At 56.6% G+C, this 23329-nt stretch carries 20 protein-coding genes and 1 pseudogene; 3 read left to right on the top strand and 18 right to left on the bottom strand.

Going from position 1 to position 23329, the window contains the following annotated elements:
• From AC07OP_RS26090 to AC07OP_RS26165, 16 genes and pseudogenes are all read right to left on the bottom strand, one after another.
• Complete coding sequence (locus AC07OP_RS26090; RefSeq protein ID WP_495102572.1) at positions 1-1962, bottom strand: hypothetical protein; 1962 nt, start codon at positions 1960-1962, stop codon at positions 1-3.
• Complete coding sequence (locus AC07OP_RS26095; RefSeq protein WP_495102573.1) at positions 1956-5402, bottom strand: DEAD/DEAH box helicase; 3447 nt, start codon at positions 5400-5402, stop codon at positions 1956-1958. The genes AC07OP_RS26090 and AC07OP_RS26095 overlap by 7 nt, the downstream gene beginning before the upstream one ends.
• Positions 5399-6742, bottom strand: coding sequence for a protein kinase domain-containing protein (locus tag AC07OP_RS26100; protein WP_495102574.1), 1344 nt, complete (start codon positions 6740-6742; stop codon positions 5399-5401). Before AC07OP_RS26100 ends, AC07OP_RS26095 begins: the two co-directional genes overlap by 4 nt.
• Complete coding sequence (locus AC07OP_RS26105) at positions 6735-7454, bottom strand: PP2C family serine/threonine-protein phosphatase (protein ID WP_495102575.1); 720 nt, start codon at positions 7452-7454, stop codon at positions 6735-6737. The genes AC07OP_RS26100 and AC07OP_RS26105 overlap by 8 nt, the downstream gene beginning before the upstream one ends.
• Complete coding sequence (locus AC07OP_RS26110) at positions 7451-7918, bottom strand: hypothetical protein (RefSeq protein WP_495102576.1); 468 nt, start codon at positions 7916-7918, stop codon at positions 7451-7453. The genes AC07OP_RS26105 and AC07OP_RS26110 overlap by 4 nt, the downstream gene beginning before the upstream one ends.
• Positions 7915-9705 carry a Card1-like endonuclease domain-containing protein gene (locus AC07OP_RS26115; RefSeq protein ID WP_495102577.1) on the bottom strand — a complete coding sequence of 597 codons (1791 nt, stop codon included), beginning with the start codon at positions 9703-9705 and terminating at the stop codon, positions 7915-7917. Before AC07OP_RS26115 ends, AC07OP_RS26110 begins: the two co-directional genes overlap by 4 nt.
• Entirely contained in the window at positions 9702-12470 is a 2769-nt protein-coding gene (locus AC07OP_RS26120; protein ID WP_495102578.1) for an FtsK/SpoIIIE domain-containing protein, read from the bottom strand. The genes AC07OP_RS26115 and AC07OP_RS26120 overlap by 4 nt, the downstream gene beginning before the upstream one ends.
• Entirely contained in the window at positions 12467-12697 is a 231-nt protein-coding gene (locus AC07OP_RS26125) for a hypothetical protein (RefSeq protein ID WP_096767012.1), read from the bottom strand. The genes AC07OP_RS26120 and AC07OP_RS26125 overlap by 4 nt, the downstream gene beginning before the upstream one ends.
• Entirely contained in the window at positions 12690-13025 is a 336-nt protein-coding gene (locus AC07OP_RS26130; protein WP_495102579.1) for a hypothetical protein, read from the bottom strand. The genes AC07OP_RS26125 and AC07OP_RS26130 overlap by 8 nt, the downstream gene beginning before the upstream one ends.
• Complete coding sequence (locus AC07OP_RS26135) at positions 13022-14335, bottom strand: hypothetical protein (RefSeq protein WP_495102580.1); 1314 nt, start codon at positions 14333-14335, stop codon at positions 13022-13024. The genes AC07OP_RS26130 and AC07OP_RS26135 overlap by 4 nt, the downstream gene beginning before the upstream one ends.
• Before the next feature lie 15 nt (positions 14336-14350).
• Positions 14351-14620, bottom strand: a complete 270-nt coding sequence (locus tag AC07OP_RS26140) for a WXG100 family type VII secretion target (RefSeq protein ID WP_088235354.1) — start codon at positions 14618-14620, stop codon at positions 14351-14353.
• Complete coding sequence (locus tag AC07OP_RS26145; protein ID WP_495102581.1) at positions 14620-15333, bottom strand: vWA domain-containing protein; 714 nt, start codon at positions 15331-15333, stop codon at positions 14620-14622. The genes AC07OP_RS26140 and AC07OP_RS26145 overlap by 1 nt, the downstream gene beginning before the upstream one ends.
• A 702-nt stretch (positions 15334-16035) precedes the next feature.
• Positions 16036-17994, bottom strand: a complete 1959-nt coding sequence (locus tag AC07OP_RS26150) for a DUF262 domain-containing protein (RefSeq protein ID WP_495102582.1) — start codon at positions 17992-17994, stop codon at positions 16036-16038.
• Positions 17991-19418 (bottom strand): DUF262 domain-containing protein, encoded by a 1428-nt coding sequence (locus tag AC07OP_RS26155; RefSeq protein ID WP_495102591.1) that lies wholly within the window; start codon positions 19416-19418, stop codon positions 17991-17993. The genes AC07OP_RS26150 and AC07OP_RS26155 overlap by 4 nt, the downstream gene beginning before the upstream one ends.
• 102 nt (positions 19419-19520) lie before the next feature.
• Positions 19521-19815 (bottom strand): annotated as a pseudogene (locus AC07OP_RS26160) (TolC family outer membrane protein); the annotation flags it as partial.
• 610 nt (positions 19816-20425) lie between these two features.
• Positions 20426-20932 carry a hypothetical protein gene (locus AC07OP_RS26165; RefSeq protein ID WP_495102583.1) on the bottom strand — a complete coding sequence of 169 codons (507 nt, stop codon included), beginning with the start codon at positions 20930-20932 and terminating at the stop codon, positions 20426-20428.
• 185 nt (positions 20933-21117) lie between these two features.
• Between AC07OP_RS26165 and AC07OP_RS26170 the strand changes: the two genes are divergently transcribed.
• A complete protein-coding gene (locus tag AC07OP_RS26170) occupies positions 21118-21741 on the top strand; it encodes a C40 family peptidase (protein WP_495102584.1) in 624 nt (207 codons plus the stop codon).
• A gap of 102 nt (positions 21742-21843) precedes the next feature.
• On the opposite strand, the gene AC07OP_RS26175 is transcribed toward AC07OP_RS26170, so the two are convergent.
• Both AC07OP_RS26175 and AC07OP_RS26180 read right to left on the bottom strand, forming a co-directional pair.
• Positions 21844-22128, bottom strand: coding sequence for a hypothetical protein (locus tag AC07OP_RS26175; RefSeq protein WP_495102585.1), 285 nt, complete (start codon positions 22126-22128; stop codon positions 21844-21846).
• 41 nt (positions 22129-22169) lie between these two features.
• Complete coding sequence (locus tag AC07OP_RS26180; protein WP_495102586.1) at positions 22170-22427, bottom strand: protein L; 258 nt, start codon at positions 22425-22427, stop codon at positions 22170-22172.
• Between the two features lie 137 nt (positions 22428-22564).
• Between AC07OP_RS26180 and AC07OP_RS26185 the strand changes: the two genes are divergently transcribed.
• Together AC07OP_RS26185 and AC07OP_RS26190 are read left to right on the top strand one after the other, a co-directional pair.
• On the top strand, positions 22565-22939 hold the full coding sequence (locus AC07OP_RS26185; RefSeq protein WP_495102587.1) for a hypothetical protein: 375 nt from the start codon (positions 22565-22567) through the stop codon (positions 22937-22939).
• Between the two features lie 62 nt (positions 22940-23001).
• Positions 23002-23256, top strand: coding sequence for a hypothetical protein (locus tag AC07OP_RS26190; RefSeq protein ID WP_495102588.1), 255 nt, complete (start codon positions 23002-23004; stop codon positions 23254-23256).
• The last annotated feature ends 73 nt before the right edge of the window (positions 23257-23329 follow it).

The following is a 23329-nucleotide window of genomic DNA, read 5'->3' on the forward strand; positions in this document are numbered from 1 at the left end:
CTATACCTCTATCAGTGTCTTGATTATTTTGTAAGAAGCTTTGCGAAGTTGCGCGACTTGTTCTTTTGGCATTGGCAGCGGTTCATTGCCGTGCCCTCGCTTGGTAATGACAGCTGTCATATCGTCCATAAACGACGGTGCTGTCCCTGCAATTGATTTCAATATGTCCTCTTCAGCCATCAGCAGAAGGGCGATCACGCAGGCCCCCAGCGACTGTCCGACACCTTGCAAGGTTTGCCGCACCGCCGCAGGCCTGACCGTGCGCAGACCTTCAGGCAATTTGCTGCAGAGGCCGGCGTTGACAGCTCTGGTTTCGGCGACCGCGATAAGCTGCGCATCGTCGGCCTCAGGGGGTAACCAATAGATCAGCGACACCTCGAAGACGGACTGCAAAGCTGCATACAGATCGCGAACGAATGCGAGTGCATCGTCCCCGTCCTTGAAAGACAGAAAGGCGCGCTCGGCATGAACGAGCCGGTCTTGCAGATTGGCCCCGAAACGGTTGAATGTCTTGTAGCCGAAATCGCTCTGCAAGCAGGCGCGGGCATCCAGCAACGAGTCTGCGCGAAAATCGCTGTCTGTGTCGGAAGGAGAGGTGGACGCTGGAGTCTGTGAAAACCTGATCTGCGGAAGTAGTGTCTCGATGAATTCACGCATCAACGCTGCGTCCGACAGTTCCATCTGCGGGGCATCAGCCTTGCCTTTGCCGTGGCCCTTTTCATCGCGCTGCTTTTTGATGTCAAGAAGCTGGTTTATGAGCTCTGGTTGCTGTTTCGCGAGGCGCCGCAAGGGATTGAACTCATCGTCTTGTGCTTGCAGGATGGCGATGGCGAGGAGGGTTTCCAGTTCCGCCTTGCCATTTCGAAAATCGATGAGTTTGCCTTCTCTTATGGGTCTGAAGCCCGATCGCGGCGCAGTCAGGCCGATCTTGGTCGCGGCCTGCGCGAGCAAGGCGTAATGCTCTCTCGGCTCTGTGAACTTGAGCTCTTCCAACTCACTTTCATAGGGAGACTTGATACATGCGTAAAACAGGGCCCATTCCAGGGCCGCGTAGATCTGAGCGATAGAGTGAAAGGGGGCGTTGGGCCGTAGGCGCAGACTGTGAAGAAGTTTTGGAAAGCGCAGCCAATTGTCTACATTCTCGAATACCTCCTTCGGCTTTTCGTCCTGGTTGTGAGCCTTCGGGTTGCTCAGTGAGGCTTTCCAGTTTTTTAACCAGTTGGCCTGTGCTTCATCTTGTTCAAGCAGATGCTCGAATGCCCGTTCAAGGATCAATGAGAAACCATTGCCGAACGGGTCGGCGATACGGAATTCACCATCGCTTTTCTGGATTGCAATCGGACAGTGGAGCAAATGCCGTTCTGCTTTATCGATGATCATGATCTTCTGAATCGGCGGAATATTTTCCTCCCGTCCCGAAGCTGCGGATCTTCTCTGTATCACGCGTACTAAGCTGATGATATCGCGCTGAGTAGGAGGGCCATGCGTGTGGGCGTCATTGAGGGGAATGCGCCTATAGCGCTTGTTCTCTTCCTGCTTCTGCAATGGATTGTTGTCGTCCAGCCAGTGCATGAATGGCAGCATCTGTCCGGTGACGAGTTCGCGAAAAACCAGCGCGGTGGCAAAAACCGGCACTTGCTCATCGTCGTTCGCACCGACGTTTTCCTTTTCGACAATAACGTTGAATGGATCAATCAGTGCCTTGTCCTGCAAGCGCAGAAGGATACTGTCGATCAGGTCGAGTGGAATGCGGGTTTCCTCCGCCAGTGCCTGAGCGTCCATCGCACCGCATACCGATAGGAGCTTGAGAATGAGCTGTTCGAAGGCGTTGAGGCGCTCGCCATCTGCAAAGGGTTTTGGCAGCGTCACGCGATAAGTGTTCACTGGCCACATCAAATCGCGCTGCCCGCCAATGGCAGCACCGAACGGCTTTGGTGTGCCGTAGTCTAGGAGTTTCAACATTGCAGAATGACTCCTTGTTCCTGGCAGAGACGATGGAAGTCCACCAGCCCCGGAATATGTTCGGCGGCCAGTTGCCCGTGCAGCAGACCTGAGTCGCCGACCACCACCAGCAGTTTTTTCTGGCGGCTCATCGAGACATTGAGGCGGTTATAGAGGCAGAGGTGACCGAACAGAGACCGTGCCTGCTTCTCTTGACTCTCTTGGGAGGTTTTCCAGTCTCGTGGCAGGGATCTCACGGTCGACAGAAACACTACATCGAATTCCATGCCCTGGAACGAGTCCACCGTGCCGATACGGAGCCTCTTCTCGTTTTCCGCAAACGCACCGAGTTGCTCCCTGATGAGTTCGGACTGAGCCTTATAGAACGAGATCACCCCAAACGATAGATCCTTGCCAGCGTCGCAATCCATCCACGCCCTTAATTGGCGTGAGATGACAGTGGCTTCGGCCGGACGTATCCAACTGGTGTCGCGGCGCAGATGCTTGCCTTTTTCCACGGGCACCTCCAGCCAGACCGCGGGTTTGCCCTCGGTGTCGGGAAGGGCATGGACGAAATCGCTGGCAGGCCGTCCGGATTTGAATTTTTCGGAAGGATCGAAACGCTCATAAAAGTTACGGCTGATGAAATCGCCGAGGGTCGGGTGCATACGATATTGTTTGTCCAGCGTGACCCGCCGAGGGATCTTGTCGTTGTCCTCCAGTGTCTTTAGGCGTTCTGAGAACAGGTACTGGAACATCGACTTCTTGAGCCATTCGGATTCTGACGGTCCTGTTTCGCCGGTTTCCATCTGGCCGGCCACTTCTTCGTCGATGATGTGGGGCAATTGGCGGTGGTCGCCTACGAGAATGATGCGCTTGCCCTGTGCCATCGGCACCATGAGGTCGCGCGGCGAGACTCGTGCGGCCTCGTCGACGATTACATACTCGTATTCCAGCCTCTGTTGGTTGTCGTTTTCATCATCGCCCCTGATGCCTTTCTGTTTTTGCATGTTCCCACTCACGCTCTGCTGGCAGGTGGCCGCGAACGCGAAACTGTAATCGGACACTGCCTCCAGCATGCTGTAAGGGTTACTGTCGAGTTCAGCGAGGAATTCGGCTAACGCGGCAGACCGCTTGTCTTTGGCAGTGTGGCCCACGGACTTGATACGTTTGATGGCCAACTCTGCCAGCGCAACGACGGCGTCATTGCGTTTTTCTACGCGAAAGACGGGAGGAGTGGTGAAGCGGACGAGCAGTGTTTTCTTCAGGTTTGCCAGCGCGTCGAGAAATGGTGGCGGTCCATCTTCGCTGCGCCACAGGCTGGCGTTGTCCAGTAAATCGTGATCAGCCTGATCAAGCATGTCGCGCAAGTCGTCCAGTGCGTCAGCGGCTCGATTCGGTCCATCGTCTGCGAAACTCTCGGAGCGGCAGCGTATACGGCGCACGACATCCAGCCATTGACCAGAACTGCCATTCAGTTGTTCTTCCTGGCGCATCCTGTTCAGCAGATTCACGGCTTGACGTGCACCGTTTTCGCCGAGAACCCGGATGCCTAGCGAAGCAATTTTTTCGGCAAGGTCTGCACCCAATGCACGCGTAGGTGTCTGGATATAGTGCAAGCACAGAAGCTTGATTTCCGTCTCCTGCTCGATTTCGGCAATTTGCGGATTTCGCTCGCGCAGTTCAGTTGCAAGCTTTGCGCACCATTCGTCCATCCTCTTTTCGAAGATGCTTAATTCTTCTAGCGCTGTATTTGAGCGCGTGCCGAACTTGGGAACGGGAAGACCATTGAGCGACATTCGCTCGATCATGTTTTCGACTGCGTCATGCTGAAAACCGGTCAGTAGCACTTGGCCTTTTATACTCGCGCCGCGTTTGTCGGCCATCTCGTTCAGCCGTTCGAGGATCGCGGCGATGACGGTGGTCTTGCCGGTTCCGGGTGGCCCTTGAATCAGCGCAATGTCGGGTGTTTCCAATGCGCAACTGATTGCCTCCAGTTGCTTCGGGGTGGGGTCTTCCTTGAACACCTTGCGGCGAACAAATGCCGTCAGCGGTGCAATTGACGGTGGCTTGCGGGCCGGTGCGATTTTCCCTTTTTCCTCGACCAGCAACCCGAGTTGCGGGTTGGCTGCGCGACCCTCACTGATCGAGTGGCGGGCGGATAACCGTCGCTTGATCTGGGTGATTTCTCCCGCCAGCGAGAGGATGAAAAGGCCCGACGGCGCTGGCAAGGTTTCAGTCTTGAGCGTGAGTATTTTCGATTCCTTGTCGAAAGCGATCACCTTTAAATGGGTGTTTATTTTTTTCCGCTCTTGTTGTTGCAGAAGCTTTTCTTTTTCTACGGCTCGCTCGATTCCGCTCGCGAAATCCTTGAAGCACAGTGATTCGTCTCTCAGGTAATCCGGGAGCTCTTCAATCAATTTGACTTCGGGTACAAGGCCCTGCTCCAAGGCTTTCAAAGAAGTCTCGCTGGCTTGGGAAATGCGAACAGAGACCGTTCCGTCGCGTTTCTCGGCCATGTCGGAGAACTGCAAGGCGCCGACTGTCCGTGCTCGTTTGAGCAGCAATTCGCCTTCGAGATCGCCGAATTCGTCCCATTTTTTCAGATAGCTGACATCGTCCCGCGTCAGTTCGGTCAACTGCGCCTTGGCGAAAACGCTGATCTGACCTGTCTGTGACCAATCAGTAAAGCGCAGCGTGCCTTTGACCAGGCGCAGTGCGCGATCCGTCCTGCCCCGGGCCTTGGTCATGCGCGTGGCCAAGAAGATCGATTTACCCTCCGGCAACGAGGTCTGTGTCGCAACAAAGCGAATGCCATCGCCCGTAACACAGAAGGAGTTGCTGCGGGTCGGCTGTTTGTCCTGGCTGAGGGCAGCGTGGCCAATCGCGATATCGTCCTCATCTGCGATTTCCGGGTCTTGCTCCAAGTGAGCGTCACTGTCGCTGCTCGTTTTGTTCACGGCAGGCTCCGGCTTCAACGCTTCATCAATTGCCGGGCCGGCGATCAAGAAAAAGAATGAGCTGCCGTCTTGTCGGAAGCAGCAATGCTCATCAAGCAGTCTGTAAAGACGTTCACCTTTGGTTTGACCCTTGCGCCCGGTGATTTCGTTGATCTTGGTTTCCACATATTCGTCCACCCCGATGTCGACTTCACCCATCTCCAGGCACCCACCTGAGAAGAAGGCGATTTGCAACTCCATGCTGCCATCGGCGGCAGGATTGGCCAATCTCGCCAGCATTGCGCGCCCGCTGGCGAGCTCTGCATTGAGGCGACGGGTATCGATGGACGCGACGGTCTGCACGCAGAGGAGTGAGTCCTTGAGTCGTAGATCGAAATCGTCGGGACGCGCCGCACTGGTCTCGATCGAAAGGACCGCGCGTTCCTGCAAGCCTTCCATCGCGTTGTCAGCCTGCTTAACGCGGATCGTAAGGATCTCGGCTGGAATGTCGTCGAACTTCATTTCTCTGCTCCTACGAATTTGAAAACCAGGGTGTCGGGAAAGGTTTTCGTCCCTCGCACGGGGTGTGCAGTCTTGTAGTCGAAGTCGAGAACGGCCTCGTACGCTTGCGCGTTGTTATGCTGGAATGAAAATGGGTGAAACAAACGGTGCGGCAAGGAAAACTCTTTTGCGTCGGACGGGATCACGATTTCCCCACGTGGCGTTATGGCGCGGGCAAAGGGCGGTCGGGGGGCACGGCAAAAGGGACATTGCGTATGGTTATCGGCAAAGTAACTCATGGCGCAGGCATGGCATTGCAGCGAAAGGTCGAAGGCTTTCTTCAATTCCAGCGCCCAGAACGCAATCGTCGGACGGCGATGCGGCTGATTTCTCCCGGCGCCGAAGGTTTCGTGGAAAAGCCGCCGCAGCCCAGCCGTCGCGACCAGTTCGCGGGGCAAACCGGTATCACACTCGTTCGAATCGTCGTCCTCGTCATCGATAAAAGGGAAATACCCGGCATAGGCCTGGTCCTGCAGATCGGCAGGGCGCTCGTCTGTCGTCGGCTCGGCGTCCCAACCGCTGTCTTCATCCTCGGGCTCCAGCACTTTCTTGCCGATGAATGGATGGCAGAGTGCGAGTGTCTTGAATGCCATCACGGCAAACGCCCAGCAGTCCGATCGCGGGCGCGAAGCATCGGTTGCCCGAACAACTTCCGGAGCACCATAACCCGGCGTATAGACGGAAGTGCCTTCACCAGGCATTTCCAGACGCATATTGTCGGCATCAATAAGCCAGACATCGCTTGCGTGCTCGGCAATGAACGCATTGTCCGCGGAGATGTCGCCGTACACCAATCCCGCGCTGTGCAAACGGGCGAGGATCGATGCACATTCTGCCAACGCAAACAGGCGGCGCCGGGTTGAGCCTGTGTTGGCGTAATGCCACAGACGCAATGCCAACTCCCGATCAGGAACGGCTGCCAGCCACCGGGGAAGTGCAGGGTTCTGAGATTCGAGCGCTTTTTTCGCATCGCCGTCGAGATCGAAAAAATTGAAGGGTTTCATGCCGTTCAATAGCCGCATTACATAGCCAGGCTCATCTCGCAGAATGGCCAGAGGCAGAGAAACAGGAATGCGCGACGGAATTGGCAACAGACGGATGTTCTGGAAGCGACGGCGCAGGTCGGCTTTTGTGTCCGGCTCACCCGAGGTGTCGAGTGGTTGCTTGATCGCCAGATCAGCATCTCGCGTACGGTACACGACGCCCTGGCCACCTCTGGCAAGTTCTTCAGTGAGGTAATGCTGATTGCCGTAGTCATCGCAGAGTGGTTTTGTGTGAGCGGTTCGTGCGGGCTTATCCATGGCTGATCTCCTCACAGCAGAGGCAGGCGATAGTCTTGTCGTCGCTGTGCTTTGGTGTTGGCCAGTTTTCAAGCATCTCTTGCAAACGCTGGTTGGCAGTCATCGTGGCGAGAGAACGATGTGCCTCCATTACGCCGGTAACGAAGCCGTCGACATCGTCCAGGTCGTCTGCGACACCGTCGGTGCAGAGCACGATGCCCAGGCAGTCTTGTTCTGGCAGCGATGTAATCTGCCAGTCCCTCCCGGAGTCGCTCGATGACAGTGCGGCCGTGATGTTTGAAAAGCTCTGTGACTTGTCCTCGCTAAGCGCCAACATCGAGCCATCGAACCTGACGGCGGCGAGCAAGCCATCGCCCAGCATTCCCAAGTGGATGACGCCATTTCCAAGCCGGAATGCGAACAGGCAGGTGGCTGCACAATCGCGGGGTTCAAGCGGCGCAATAAGTGATAACCAGTTGGACTGGATACATTGCGACAGGAATCGAGGGGTTATTTCGCTTTGTCCACGGCAGGCGTGTGCCGCGCGTTCCACTGCAACACAGGCAGCCGCGCTGCCAACATTGGACAACGGCTTGGAGCCGAGCCCGTCGCAAACAACGATGCCATCCCCCCAGTTATGATGGAACGATGCCCAGGCATCCTGGTTGGGAGTCCGCGAGGCTATATGTGCCGGGCCTCGAACGCTTGCACCAAAACTTTTCCAGAGCATCATGCTGAACAGTCTTCCAGCCAGCCGTCGAGCGCGGCGAAGAGCTCATCAGTCACAAACACATCGGGGCCTTTGAATCGTGGATTCGCATCTGCGCCTATTTTGATAATGCGTAGCGTGTCCGGCGGCAGGCTCGCGGACCATTGCTTCAGTAGTTTCGTATCGGCGTGAGACCAGAACCCATCGGAAAGCAGCAGGATTTTCCCTTCAGGTTGCGTTCCGAGCAACTGAATCAGGGCTGCAACGCTAGACGTTCCACGGCAAGCAAGCAGTTGCGCCGGATACTCCTGATTCTCGGACCAATCGGGGAAGTACGCTTCGCCGGCCCAGGAACACAATCTGATTGGTGTGCGGCCATAACCCAAACGTACCCACTGCGCAATCGTCATGACGGTTGTTCGCATGATGAATGGCTTGGCCAGATCAGCCATGCTGCCGGAGATGTCACACACCACAAAGAGCGTCATACAGACGCTCTTATCGATTTGGTACGTTGCGCGATCGCGGTCATCAGCGCGTCGAGTTGCGCTGAAAAGGTGTCTCCGCACCAGGGCGTCAAACGTGCATCGTCGATCTTTTTGCGCACCGACTCCGACTGGGGAGCAAAACAGCAGGCAATGATTCCACGCCCCTCGACGCCACCGTAGTAGCGAACCAGGTTCTGCAATTTCATCACTTGTTCCTGGCTTACGTAGCCCGCCTTGCATTCCACTATGTAGAGCGAACGACCGTCTGTGAACGTGACATCGAGTTCATTATGTGGAACGTTGCCATTGAATGAATTGGCACTTGCCCGATTCAGTTGCAGCGTCAGATTGATGCGCAGGTCCTTGATGATCCCGCGGTCTTCGTACGGTTTGCAGCGCAGATAGACGTATTCCTCGAACCAACCGCCCGACAGGTATTTCGCAAAGTCGGCCCAGTCGTTGAAACGCAGATCCAGTCCGTTGCCCACGACGGAGGCGACGTTGCCTTTGGCAAAGCTGAAAACGAATCCACTGCTTTCGATAACGAAGGGCGTGAGCGGCGCATTTCTTTGCTGCTCTTTTTCGTGTTGGTTGCTGAAGCTGCACAATTTTTTGTAGTCTTTTGAGAGCTTGCGACGGTGCTTCCAGAGCATTTCGGTCAGGCGGCGGCGGTCTGACGATAGCTCCTGTAACGGCGCAACGGAGGAAAGTTTCAGTCCATCGGCATTGAGCAGCAAAAACGTTTCGACCGAGTCAATCGGTCTGATGGTTTCGCGGCGAAGGCTGTCGACATACGTCACGCGCTGGTTGCGACTGTCAAAGTAGAACGGGATGCCCCCCAGCGCACGGGCTGCGGAGAGCGCCCCGGCGAACATTAGTTTCGTTCCGCCCGTCAGGTTGACGCCGATGCGCGCGCCTGCCGGCAAAGTCCTCGCATGACCGATGATTTTTTCCTGGACGTCGTGGGCATCCCAGGGATCGACGGCCAGTTCGTCAAAGTTTGCGTCGTGAATGAATGCCCGCATGCAGGCCGCCGGAAAGTCCTTCGAGTTGACGAAAACATGCCGGCTCGATGCAAACTGGCGGATGCCAAGTAAAGAGGGCATGCGTTGCTCGCCAAAAAGGTGAAAAGTCACATCGAAACCGTCATGGGCGTTGCGTGCCGCACTCTGGCTGACACCATGCCGTTCAAGCCACTCCGCTGGCAAGCTGATGGCTTCGGGTGGTTTGCCAATGACAGGCGAAACGATCAGGCGCTTTTTAAGGGTTGGATGTGCGAGTGCCGTCAAGGCCCAGATGAAGGCCATCACCGGTGTGCCCGGGCTCAAATAGAGGGTGACCAGTTTGTCTCCGGCTGTCTTCGCAACAGAATCCAAGGCACGCATGGCGCAAGCGTAGATGCCTTCGCTATCGTTGAGTTCGCGCAGCTTCTCGCTCTTGAGGGAGATGTCTGTACGCTTGCCGAGAGCCTGCAGCTTATCTTTCAGCCAGCGGGCATAGTGTTCATGTGCCGCAGGAGTGTTGGCAAAAGTCGACACAAATTCGCTGGTGACGCTGTATTCATGTTGTTGGTTCGAGCCATGGATCAACGCCATCTTTTCTGCCAGGTCACCCTGACTCCCTGCGTGCTTGTCAGTTTCGTAATCCGTCCGTGTATAGCAAAGAATGACGACTTCACAATAGTCTTCCGCCTCGAGTGCTCCGGCGATCGGACCGATTGTGTTTTCGAACCCCAGTGAGGCGCGGAAATCCGTGAGGCCATACCAGGTAAGCAGGAATTTCTTCATAGGGAACTCTTCTGAACGTAGGGCCGGAACCATGAAGTCTCATTGGTCATTCTGTTCATCAGAACGGCGCGATTGGATTTTTCGATACCTTTGAACTTGCCAATACCTCCACTGGCCAGCAGTGATCCGGCGTCGTCTTCGTTCATGCAATACGCTACGCGCAGCTCAAAAAAGGCGAAGAGATCCTTACAAAGGGCAGCGCAGCGTTGCCATCGCTCCACGAAGGCGAAAACGAACACGCCTTTGCGCGGTCCATCTTCGGCAATGCGCTTGAGGAGATCGCCAGGAGAGGGCGGTTCGCCTGCTTTCGCCGGTTTGTACGAGGCGGATGGATACAGTTGTTTCTCGGAATCAAGGCCATCGATGATCAACGCGACACGGCGAGTGCCGATACCGTCCGCTATGGCTTGCAGCGGTAACTCAGCGACGTTGTCGAACACTCTCAAGCGTGTGCTGAGTGCCCGCGAGGCATCGAGGAAACCGCCGTCGGAAGTGACGCCACGGCCGTTGAAATAGATGACCTCATCGAAACTGTCGAGCGCAGCCAGGCTGGAAAGGGTGGTGGTGAGCAAGCCGTCATGGATAGGGTCGTTGTAGCCACTGAACAGCACATTGAATGCCGAGCGGTGGACAAGTGGGACCGTCAGTTTGTCGGCATCAAATGTCAGCCGCTCCCCCAGAAGCAGCACCTCTTGTTTTGCGCAGGCCGACTGATAGTCGATCGCGACTGGCGGCTCGGGCATGTGGGAGCCACTGAACACTTTCGTTTTGCCCGACATGCCCCGCGCTGTCGCGTAATCCGCCAGCCTTCTGATGTGTGTTCGGCAGAAGCTGCTTTCTGCCAGTGGAATCGAAAACTTCAAATTGCCGGACTTGGCACCGTTGGCATTATTGATGATTCCCTGTGGTGGGCTACGCAACTCGGTTGCCGCCCAGTTGTTCGCACCGAGGATCATTGCGGAGTCTTCCTGGCCACAGGCCAGTGCTATGCGACAGCCCAGTTGGGTAATGATGCTTCCCAGCGACAGGGCATTGATGCCTTTAAGGGTCTGCGTCGCGAGAAGAATATGAATGCCGAATGAGCGACCCTGCTTCAACAATTGCGAGAGCCGGTGCTCTGCTGCCTCCGCGACCGGGCGATTACCTGCAAAGAGAACCTGAAATTCGTCTATGACCAGAAGAATTCGCGGCAACGGAGCCTTGGTGGCTTCGCGATATTCGACGAAGTCGCGGACTTTTACAGTCTTGAACATGGATGCCCGCTTTTCCAGTTCGCCCACGAGGTGTTGGAGCACCGTCACTCCGTATTCGGGATCGCTCTCCGTAGCCACCAGCCGGGCATGGGGAAGCGGCGGGTCCGCGTAGATGTTGAACTCTGTTGATTCCTTGTAATCCAGCAGGTAAAGATCAACTTCTGCCGGTGAGTATCTTTCACATAGCGTGTGGATCAGCACATGCAGCAGGTTGGATTTTCCGGACCCGGTTTTACCGGCGAGCAGTGCATGGTGCTCGGAGGTTGTTGCACCGAGGATCAGAGGCGTGGGACCTCCGGCGCTGGTCCAGCCGATGGGGATGTCGAAGCCGCCGCAGGTCGTCGCACCTTTGGCAAAATCCGTCCAGAGATCAGGCATCGATTTGCTTAACCGCGCTTTCGCGGCATACAGATCGGCGAGCGCAGAGAAATAGCTGCCCAGCGAGTCTTGCCGAGGCCATTGCTCGGGCTGGTACGTCAATGAAAGTCCGCAATGCTCGCTGTTCCCGGCGTTGAACAGTGTGTCGAATGCCGTGGTAGAAGCGTTTATCGTCGCCCGAAATTTCTCGTAGCGCGGGTCTTGAAGGCGTGCGCCGTCAATCGCGATGATGGGCAAGACCCCGCAACGCGGACCGTTCTCGCAAATCCGCTGGAGGAACCACAGGCTCTTGTCCGAGAGCTGTTCCGGCACGTTGAACAACACCAGCACCTTGTAAGGAAGGGGGTTGTCGGCGTTGTTTGCGTTATGTTCCGACCAGTTGGACGACAGGTCATTGAAGCGATGTTGAATCAGTTGCTCGACTTCATCCTGCAATTTGCCAAGCGCGGCCTCGATTTCGTCCGAGCGCGTGAGCACTCGTTGTTCCGGTACCAATTGTTCGACTTTGAGCAGAGACAAAAACGGCTCGAGCGATTGCCCGAGGCGCAGCGGGTCGACGAGTGTTAACTCCAGTTGTCCTGGTGGCAAAGCCGAGAGCAATCGCAAGAGCAGCTGATGTGCCCACTTTTTGTGTGCCGGGTTGTCTTCCGACAGGGCGAGGGCATGGGGGAACGGGAAGGGAAGGACGTGAGGGACAAAGCAGGCAAGGTCCTCGAATCCTACTCGATAAGCGCCGAAAGAAATGTTCGTGGGTATTTCTGTCGCTGCCAACGAAGCAGTCGGCGCTAAATCCATCAGCGCGGGCTGGTGTCGGCGAAGTCGTACATTCAAGTGTACGGCTTCGGCCGCAATGCTTTCCCATTTGCGGGTGAGCGTTGATCGCCAACTCGATTTGCGCTGATCCCGGCTGGCGTCCTCATACTTTCTTTCGGCCATGAGGCGGTACACCGTGTCTTCATCCAAGGGGGGCCGGTGTTTCGCCATGTCTTTTTGCAGATCGAGGATAGCTCGATCTTTCGTCCGCGCGGCGGCATCGAATTCGCGATTGATGCGCGCCAGTCCTTCGCGGTAATCAGCGAGGGCTTCGGTGATCCTGGTCATGGTGTGGTCGGGGGTGTTCAGGGAACCGTTCATGTCTCTGGTCCCTCTGATCTCGCCTGGAGAATTTGCGCTTCTTCCAGGATGCCATCGATGATCAGCACCTGCCGTTGGTAGCCCTCGCTGAAACTGCGCAGTGAATCGATATCCTTGAGTATCGGGGTCAGCACCTCGGCGACAATAGAGCTGGCAAATGCATCCGTAGCTCCTTCGGTGAACCTGCCAGTGCAAACCTTCATCAGCCCCATGACATCGTCAAACATTTGCGTCTCCCATCTCATCATCCATGGGCAACTCCAGAACCTGAGCATCCGCGGCGATTGTCGGAAACAGCGATACACATACCGCGCCCGGCAATAGATAACTGGATTTGATCCGGGGATTGCCTTTCCAGATCCCATTCAGGAACGCTCGCCAATCCTCTTCGGACAAGTCGATCGATTGGCAATCGGCTGTCAATGCCAGGAGTTGCGCCGTGGCCGCGTCAATGTCATCCATGTGGCCGTTGTTGACCGCATGTTTAAGCAGGTCAACGGCATCCCGGACCGGCGTGAGGATGTCGGGGTCAACAATGGAAAATCGTACTTTCATGGCCGTTCCTCCTCGCTTTGGCGAATGAAATCCAGGCAGGACTGATCTATGTCGTTTTTCCTCGGCAGCATTCCCACCATCGGCGAACCGGCCAGGCGCAAGGCATCGCGAAGCTCTTTTTGCTTCTGCGGTGAGAGGTCCTGAACGTCTCGGGAGCAAAGCGTGCATTGCGCATCCGCCTGCTTGTGGCCCTCGGCTTGAAAAATCATGTGGTCCTTCTGCGCATACAGGTACTGCGCCTTGCCGCATTTCACTTCGAATGCCATCGAACCGCCCACCGGCGCGCCCATACCCTCGCCACGCCCCAGAATCACCGGCACTCGCAAGTCCGTTATCAGCAGGTCGGTTTTGGTGTATCGCCCGTTGTCGCCAACGAACGTCCGGCCTTGCGTTTCGATCCGTCCTCCCAGTGGAGCAAGTGCGTGTCGAACGATTTGCTCGCCGAACTCGCCACATAGGTGTATCCGTGCCCGACGTGCGACGATGTTGCGCTCTACGTCGCCATTGGCGGTGACCCACTGGCCGCGATACTTGTCAATCAGCCTGCGGTAATCAGGATTACGCTGGTAGAGATATTCCTGCAGCAAGTGTCGGTGCTCTGCCGACAGGTTCATCCGGTCTCGCAGTACATCCGGCGTGATAGGGCCACCGTGTTGCGTCGGGTCCCATTTCAGCCAGGCATGGAAGTCAGCAGCGCTGGGATTCGTCGCGAGGTAGGCATCCAGTGCCTGTTGCGCAGCCGCCAAACGAGCGATGCCGATATCGATGGCCTGCGTCACGGACAGGAGTCGTGCATTGCATTCCAGCAACGCCTGAGCCAACGCCTGGCTCGCCATCGCCAGAGCCTGCTTTGTTAGATCTACCCGTCGCTCCATGGCCTGACGGTTCTCTGTGGCCCGTTCGAAATCGGCCTGTGCCAACTCCAGCATGCTCTGGGCCTGGTCTGTATCCGCTTGCGCTTCGTCAACGCAAGCGTACTCCCACGAGCAGTCCGGGCCTGCCCCGTCGTCGTTGGCATCCGGCTGAGCAAGACAGGCCGACAGCGAGGACTCGGCAGAACCGATCCACGATTGGCTGCTATCCAGGGCCTGCTGAGCGCTTTCAAGCGCCTGATGGGCCGCTTGCTCCTGCTGGATAGCACTTTCCAGCAGGTTTTCGCTGCACTGCGACTCGTTGCGAGTGTCTTCGCATTGGTGTTCCACCGCCGCAATTTGGGCGTGGCAGGAGAACTCCAGCGCCTCGCGTACTGACTGCAAATCGCGCACGAGGTCTTCCAGATTCTCCACGTTGCCGATTGAAACTTGTGCCATCGCGACCCCAGCTCCCTAGCTCTGCAGATAGTCGCGCAGACGCGAAGCAAGTGCGGCCAGATACGGCACCTGTTCCGTTGCATGTGCACTGAACTGATGCAATTGCTGAACGAGCGACTGGTAATCCTCCTCGAACTGCAAGCGCTTCTCGTCTTGCCAACTATCACCAAGCGACGCGAATGCACCGTCCAGTGTGCCTACTGAGTCGTTGAGCGAGTCGATGAATTGTTGCAACGCATACGCGAATCGCTCCAGTTCGTCCGGGTCTCCGATTGCTTGTGCCATTACCAGTAGCCCCCATCGTCGTCTGAAGTGTTCTGTGGCTGTGGTTCCAGCGATGCCTGACGATCCTCGATCTCGCTCGCGGCCGGCAGGGTATTAGGCGTCTGCGACTTCGTACGAATCACCACCGACATGGTGACGAACTTGAATCTGTCCCGTAGCTGTTTGGCGTTCTCCGCATAGAAGAGATCGTTCTGCGTGCCTTCGATAAATTGGCCGAGTACCGCCTTGTCAGCGTCAACACCGATGGCAATCGCCATGCGATCGCATTTCGCGGAACGGCCATCGCTGACGAACCTGTTCAGCGGCTCCTTCCAGCCGCTGTCCGGCTGCCCATCGGAGACAAGCACAACGGTGGGACGGTAGGCACGTGATGGCACGACATCTTTGTCTTCGATCATCGCTTTCGCCATGTCGAGCGCTACGCCGAGCGGCGTGGTGCCACTGGCGGAAAGTGCTTGCCATTGGATATCGCCGGCACTGGCCAGGGATTGATGCAGATTGACTTGCGATCCGAAGGTGATGATCGAGACCCAGATTTCAGTCTCACTGGATTCAGTGCCACGGAACGTATGCAGCATGTCGCGCACTGCATCATTCAGATTGCGGATCTTGTCTCCGCTCATGCTGGCGCTGATATCGAGCAGAAGAATGACCGGGAGCGGCTTGGCCTTCGGCACCGTGAATTTCGACGGGTCGAATGGGGTGTTGCTCATGGCAAGACTCCTTGAGAATTATGAAATGGATGGGCATAGCATCCATGCCGATGCGTCCTACATCGCATGACGCCCGGTGAGATGAAAATGGTGCGCGTCACTGAGGGATGTCCACAGGGAACCCTCAGGCCTGATCCTGGATATCGCTATTGGCGAGTGGGTATGGAACGGGATGCGTTGAGGTGGGGATCAGGCGTGACAACGCGAACAGTCTGGGCAGAGTAATTTTCGCTTGGGACATGAGACTTCCTTGTTCTACATCTCAACTGACAAACATCAAGTTTGCGTCGATGCTACTCATTTTGTAGGCAATATGCCATCTACCTGTGGGGGCATAAGACCAAAGTCTTTTGGCGTCTTTCGAAAGCGGCGTGTAAACCACAATGCCGGTGCTCGGCGTCTCGACTCAGGGGGGGCTCTGCGGACCGAGCACGGAGGCCAGGTTGTCAGTATTGGCTGGCTGGCGCCCGTCCCAAAGGGGCCAGTGGAGGTTTAGGAGTATTTTTCGATGCCCTCATAGGCTATCCGGATCTGCGAAGAACATTTTGCCTTGGCTCTAATGCGGTGCTTTCAGTTCCTAAAAATTTTGCATTGCTCCCACTCGCATCGCAGGTCAAGAAAAAGCACGGCTGAAAGGCGCCCCGGTCCACTGCGTTCCGGTGGCTCAATCAAACGGTTCTGGTGAACATAGCCGGCAGCTTGTCATCCGCGAGCGGTTTGACTAGCGAGATAACCGGCCAGCACATCGATCATGTTCTGTTGATGTTGCGCGGCCTGCGCGTCACCCCATTGCTTGTGGGCGTAGATCAGCTTCATTTTCAGCGAGTCGACGCGTTCCCTGTTCCGGTTGTGGAAGTGCTGGCGCTTCTCGTTGAACGGCTTGTTGCCGTATTCGGAGTTGATGCCCCGCGAAACCAGAGCCAGGTTGCCGAAGGTGTCCAGTACCTGCTCCGAGACGGTATCGAGGTCGACGTCCTGTGCCGTCTGCGGCGAAATATGCTCGATCGAGCTCTTCGCCGTCATCCTAAATTGGGCGCGCTGCTGGTTATTCAACTGTGCGGCATTGGTGCTCCAGAGGACGAACTCCAGTTTGTAGAACCAGTAATGCGCGAACTTCAGGCCCAAGGCTGCGCCCAAAACCATATCGGGGTCGAGTAACGGCAAGGTTGCCACGTCATCGTTGAGCAAGACATGGCTGCGTTCGATCAATGGCCGGCTGTCGCTAGTGCACAGTAAGTGGTTATCCAGGTGCTTGAGTTGCCGCAGGTAGCTGGCCCGGCCCGTTCGATTTGCACGTATGTACGCCAGCAGAGGAGTGAGCCAGTAGTGAGTAGTGATCTGCTGCGAGTGGTAGAGCATGCTTTGCAGCAAGGCGAATTCGTGATCGCTGCTTTCTTCCCGGAACAACGTCGTGTAGACCTTGCCCGAAGCGGCTGGACTTTGCCGCTTGTGCATGTTGTGGATGAGGTGGTGTTCTTCGCCATCGACCTCCACCCATTTGATGACATGTTTGTCGAAGCAGTAGCGTACTTCCCACACCAGGGCGATGAACTTTCGGACCTTGGAGCCCGCGCAGGACGGCTTGAGGAAATGTGTGTCGAACAGGGACAGCAGGTCCTTGTCGCTGATCCTGGGAATGTCCGCTTCACCCTGCTCGTGCAGCCATATGCGCAACGCGTGCTGTAGCAGCATCGAGAAGCTGATGATGCTGCGCACCTTACGCGTGCCCTGGAATATTTCGAGGTGCTCGCCACCGCGCTTGGGGGGCGCAGCCGCCTTGCCGGCCAGGATCTCGCTCAGGGCCAGCGGGGGCGCGACGCGGGTGGCGGAGAACTCATCGCGCAGAGCTTGCAGAACGCGGGACGACCAGGCCAGTTGCTCGTCATCGCGCTTTGCATCTGCATTCGAGAACAGGTGGTGCACATCGAACCGAGTGATCCGGTGCAGATTGCGCTCCACGTAGTCGTCCATATAGGCGCAAGCCTCCCACAGCGCGGTATGCCGCTCTCGCTCGGCGCTATTATCGATGTGCTGGAGCAACCTGGCCTTAAGAATCTCATGGTGCTGCAACTGCGCGCCTCGGTTGTTAACCACCTCGAACACCTTGTTGAGGTCCATCGTCGCCGGGAATTGGGTCATGACCACGGTCAAGCTGTTCAACACATATTCGCTGAACGCAGCCAACTCGGCGTTCTCATGCCTGTTCCTGAACTCCTCGATGATCCCAAGCGCGTTGTCGATCTTGTCATGTTCTACAGATGGTGCCTGGCCGGAGGCGCAGATGGCCCTGAACGCTTTGTCGATGTCCGGCCGGATGGGAAAGCCCAGGCGCGGGCGAAGCCCGCCTTCGTGTTCGCCTGCGAGGAACGGCCTGAGGTTCTGGCCCAAGATCAGCGCCAACAACCACAAGGTGGTGAAGCGTTGCTGGCCATCGATCAGGTCGTATTCGACGGTCGAGCCTTTCTGGTGCCGGGGCATCACGAGGATGCCGCCCAAGTAGACGATGGGGCGTCGATCTTCATACGCGGCCCACAGGTCCTCCAGCAAGGTGCGTACCTGTTCATCGCTCCAGACATATAGGCGCTGGAACACCGGGATCCGGAAGAACATGCCCTGCTCAGCGATCTGCCGCAACGTGATGGCGTGCGATTGTATGGTCATGCGCATTGCTCCTTGATCCAGGCCTCACGCCCGGCCAGCTTGCCTTCCTTGCCATAGAACGCCAACACTGCGGCCTTGTAGCGTCCACGTACCGTCGAGTCTGTTTGGATTTCTTCGGCCGCATAGATGGCCGCGGCGCGTGGGTCGGACATAAGGAAGTCGATGACTTCGTCCGGGGTATAGGCTTGGGCGATGACATCCAGCAGGTTCAGCGACGCGTCGCGCAGGTAGACGGTGACCGCTGCAGCGAAGATGTAGCTCTTTTCGATGCGGATGGCTCCGATGACAAAGTCCAGGCTGAGGGCGAAGCGCAGCAGGTCGCGGTTACCGAAACGATCGACAAACATCAGCACCGCCAGGCAGAAGAGCTCGCGCAGATACGGCGAGAGGCGTAGGGTCACCTCGCTGTAGAACTGCCGGAATGCCCGCTCCTGCGTCGAGATGCCGAAAAGCTGGTTGACCAGGGCGGCGTACTTTTCGACATACAGGAAGAAACCGAGCCCGCGTTGGATCGGCTGGCGCAGGGAAAAGGGCAGGGCAGCGATGTCGTCCGGCTCGGGCAAGGCGCCGCGGCTCAACCTGAGATTGCCCGCCCGGGAGACCAGCAACTGCGCCGAAGCATAGGCGAGCGGCGCGGGCGAGATGTCCAGCCGGTTCCCTTGGTCAGTGCGCAGGGTATTTGCCTGGAACTCATTGATCACGCCGTCCCGGGATTCTTCCTGAAGTGCCTTCTGACCACGCCAGCGCCGGCCGCGCCAGAGCAATTTGCCGAACAGCAACTCATCGAAGTCACCCGCGATACCTTGGCAGTGGTCATGTTTCTGCCAATGCTCCCAGCGCCCGGCGAACCGTGCCTGCAGTTTCTCCCGGTGCTCGCCCTCGATGGCCCGCAGGTGGAAAGCCTTGAGCAGGTCCGCGGCGCCCAGCGGCACGCCGCGGCTGTTCTGGCTATCGAAGAAGGTGAACGCCAGGTCTTCGTTGGGTACCTTTATCACGCTGAACATGATGCGCCGGAACAGGGCCTTGCAGTCATTCGTTAACCCCTCGGCTTCGATGATCCGCTGGGCCTGTTGGATATTGTTAACCGACTCCGGTGACCGGTAGGCAAAGTCGGCCCCGGTTGGCAGCGTGCCATGCAGCACGTGGTAGAGAATGCACAGCGTTGTAAGGCGCTGCTGTCCGTCAATGACGAATTGCCTGTTCTTTGCGCGGTCCTGGTGAATGAGCAACGCACCCATGTAGTAGTCGGGTCCGTTCGCCATCTCTAACTTGAACTCGTGCAGGTCCTTAAGCAACTGTTGAACCTTGTCCTTGCCCCAGACGTAGGGACGCTGGTAGCTGTCCAGTGCCAGTGGCATCCGTTGCGAGGCAAGCAGCGCCTCGAAATGGGTAACTCTGACCTTCACAGCCTTATTCCTGATCATCGTTGGCGAATCCTTGCGCTGGGCATCCCCTGAAAGGGCGACAATCCTAACGCGAATGGTGAACGATGGCCATGAGCCGCCCTTTTGTGGATGCCTCCCGGAGCCCTTTCGGGTCGACAGCAGCGAGCGTTCCTTGGAGGCCACTGCCTTTTCCGGGGCGCCGATTTGCACGCCGCGATACTCGCGGGTGGTGCCGGTGATGACTTCCTGACAGGTGGTTGTCCTGGGACTTTGGGTTGTTGGCGCTTACATGGCGGTTGAGGACGCTGACTCCAGCAACGCGGTACAGCGGGATGTTGGTATCCAGGCCGGTCGAACTGTAGTAGTTGCGCTGGTTCAACTCCGACAGCGACTGGCTTTCGCCGGCGGTATAGCCGGCGACGAAGTCCAGGGTGGGCCTGGTCGGCTGAGACAGTCTTGACTAGCCCGGGGATTTTGGGGGCACGGAGGGCAACAATGTCCTGCTTGGGCTGGGCGGCAAAGCCCGCCTCAATGGCGGGCTCAGCGAAGCCCCGCTGAAAGGCGGTCCCGACAACGGCACCTTCGTGGTCGATAATCTCGGCGATGGGGTCAACGAAGCCGCAGGCGGGGGTATCGACCTGGTGCAGACCAGCCTGGTCTGCTACCTGCTCGGCAACAACGTCTAGGAACTCACCTACACCGGCAGCAGTTTCACCGGTGCCGACAACCCGGCTGACCAACACCATCACCGGCGGTACCGGCAACGACTCGCTAGTGGCGGTCGATGACGACGATGTCTTCGTGCTCGCAGCAGGCTTCTGCGCCGACCTGGTCTTTGGCTTCGACGCCGCGTCGGGGTGCGGCCAGGACCGGATTAGCATCCGACAGCGACCTTTGCCGCCCATTTGACCATCGCCGATGTGAGCGCCAATATCCGGCTACCTGTAAGGAAACGTCGGATTTGGCACTGCCTTGCAGGATGTTTGGCACAGGGTGTCCGCCTTAGGAACGCGGGATTTCGCGGATTTTTTGGCACCGCAATGGTGTCACTCAGATTCTGGTTTCGACGGCCGAGGAAACTTTGCATTTGGAAAGCCTTTTTTAAGCGCCGTGTAAAGTTCGTCAGCCACTTTATCCAAGTCCTCGATTGATCTATCCACCCTGAAAATCAGACGTTTCGTCTGGTCTATCAATTGCGACAACAGTCGTGGGCCAAGCGCTTGCTCTAAAGATCCGTGCGAGATCGTTCCGCCATTTGGGATGATCTTTTCGAGGATTGGCTGCACTTCCACATAATGCAGCGTCGAACGGGTCCGGACCACGTCTATCGCATGAAGGAAATTCTGTTCGGCAATGACCAGTGCTTCCAGTATCTCCGCATTTCCTAGGTCAAGAAAGAACGCAAGACTATCTAGATCTACGCTCGGCAGCTCATCCAATGGATAGTCTATAGGGGGGAGTGAAATTACTACCGAGGGGTTGTCGCGATAGTCATCCACAAAGTCCATCTGTATCTGAGCGACAATATTTATCTGGCGCCACAGCGTGAACATGGCACGTGCGCCAGCACCTATCTGCCTTTTTTCGCTCGTCCTCTTGGGCCGCATCTCGTACCAAGGTTGCTCCATACGAGGCGCCGACATAAGCGGCGATCAATGTCGCTACAGCGGGTAGAAAGTCTTTCGCGAAAGCTGCCAGTTGCGGTGTTCCAAAAGGGGCACTGAACGATGCTGCAACAATGATCAAAACCAGCAAGGATCCCGAGGACTACGCTGCGGCGGAAGAACTGGGCGAGGTGATCGGCATTGTCCATTCACACCCGGACGCCACCAGCAGGCCGTCACCGCACGACCTGGCAATGTGCGAGTCGACGGCTTTGCCCTGGCACATTCTGTCCTGGCCCGAGGGCGACATGCGGACGATCACGCCCGCGGGCAGCACGCCGCTGCTCAAGCGACCGTTCGTGCATGGGGCCTGGGATTGCTGGCAGGTCTGCGCTGACTGGTACGCTCGCGAATGGGGTTTGGAGTTCGAAGTCTTCCAGCGCACCGACGGCTGGTGGGAGAGTGCGGAGAACGCCAGCCTGTACGAGCAGCACTACGAGACGGCCGGATTTGTGCGCGTCGACCGGCCGCAACGCGGCGACCTTATCGTCATGCACGTCGGGCGCACAGTTCATCCGAATCACGCCGGGATTTACCTGGGCACCGATCCAACGCTACCAGGCGAGGAGGCAGGCGCATTCGGCCTCGGCCCATTCCTACTGCACCACCTGCACGGCAGGCCGTCCGAGATCATCGTCTACGGCGGGCCCTGGCATGACCGAACAAGCCTGATCCTCAGGCACAAAGACGCAAGATAACCAACACTACGCGGCATGGCCGCAGGAGTAACTGATGAAAGATGTAATTGAGTCTGAAGCGAAAACCGCCAGTGGCGAGCCAGTCTGGCGGCTAACCAAGGGTTAATTGCCTTTGTTTTCCAGCAGTTTTTCGATGTCTGCCACGCTTCTTTGTACAACGCTCAGCGGCCATTCATAGGCGTCGAAATCGTCGCCGTCACTGCATCCTCTGGCGGGTATGTCGACGAAGAACTTAGCCGCAGCGTCGAGCGCATAGCTGTCAAACCCAGGTGATTTTTTCAGCGCGTAAGTTAGGGATGCCAAGGCCATCAGCACGCCATTCTCGAAAGGCTTTATCTCGTATGCCACATTGACCTCCAGGTCATAAACGCGCCGATATTGGCGCAATCCCAGTCCTTGGGCTTGTAGGCGAAGGACTGGGAAATCCTTTAGCCTTTCGTTTGGGTTTCCACAATTAAACGCCAGCCGATCGTCTTTGCAGAACCTGGGTGTTGATGCTTGTTCTGTGGAGGAAACTCGGTTCCCTTGTTTGATGTGATCTCATCGCCGCACCCCTCGCATCGATAGATACCAGATACCGGAACAATGCTTCCAATCTCGTGAACCGTGCTCCAGACCGAGCCACCGAGAACTGTCGGGGTGGTTTTGGAGAGATACTTCGCCGTTTCTTGAATATAGTGCGCCATTTGTAGCCTTCCTTGGTTGCTTGGAGGCGCAAAGCTACTACGGCGGCGATAAGTCCGGTTACTGGCATTCCATCCACGCTGGATGCCCGGACAGGTCGATATGTTAGGATTTATCTTTTTCGGTGACGGATCGCTATATGAAAATTAAGCTTGGATACCTAGTTTTAGCAGGTGCAGCGCTACTCAGCTCCAATAACGCTTGGTCTTGGTCTATGAAGGGCGAAACAGTCCTTTTCAACTCGAAGGAAAAGGATTACTGCGAGGCTGCTTCAATGGATGCTGCATCTACGATGTACAGCAGACAAATGGGGGAACCGTTGGAGTACCTATATCCGGCGTACTCCGATACCCATAAAATGATGAGAGTCCAATATATTCGGATGGCTCAAAACTTCCCAATTGAAAACTCGGAAGAAAAGAAAATGGCGGTTGGAGAGAAATTTTCAATCAACATTAAAAAAACTTGCTACATGTATTTAATGTCATCCCAGCCAGAATCATCTCCTGAGTAAATGCTGGCTTTTTCGATCAGCACCTCAATGCTACAGTCCCGCCAAACCAAAGAGGGAACGACATGCGGATTTATGGACGGGACGTCCCAACCCCGGACGGTATTTGGCAGCTTTACAGCCAGATCATCCAGTCCCCAGATCTCTGGGCGGCCGGAGAATTCAAGGGTGCGGCGGTCAATGTCGGCTTTCGTAAGATCGCTCCTCGACAGGGTTACCTCAGCTTTTCCGGCAAGAATTATATGACTGGCCAGGCCATCATCGTCGATGATTTCATTGAGGAGATTCGGCTGTTCATCGGGAGCGAACCGAAAGACTGAATCGCCCCGGATTCTCTAGACACCTTGCAAGCTCATTGCGTAACGCTTTTCAAACTCTACCGGTGACAGTTGA

The sequence above is a fragment of the Pseudomonas sp. GW821-FHT09D08 genome (assembly GCF_059416305.1).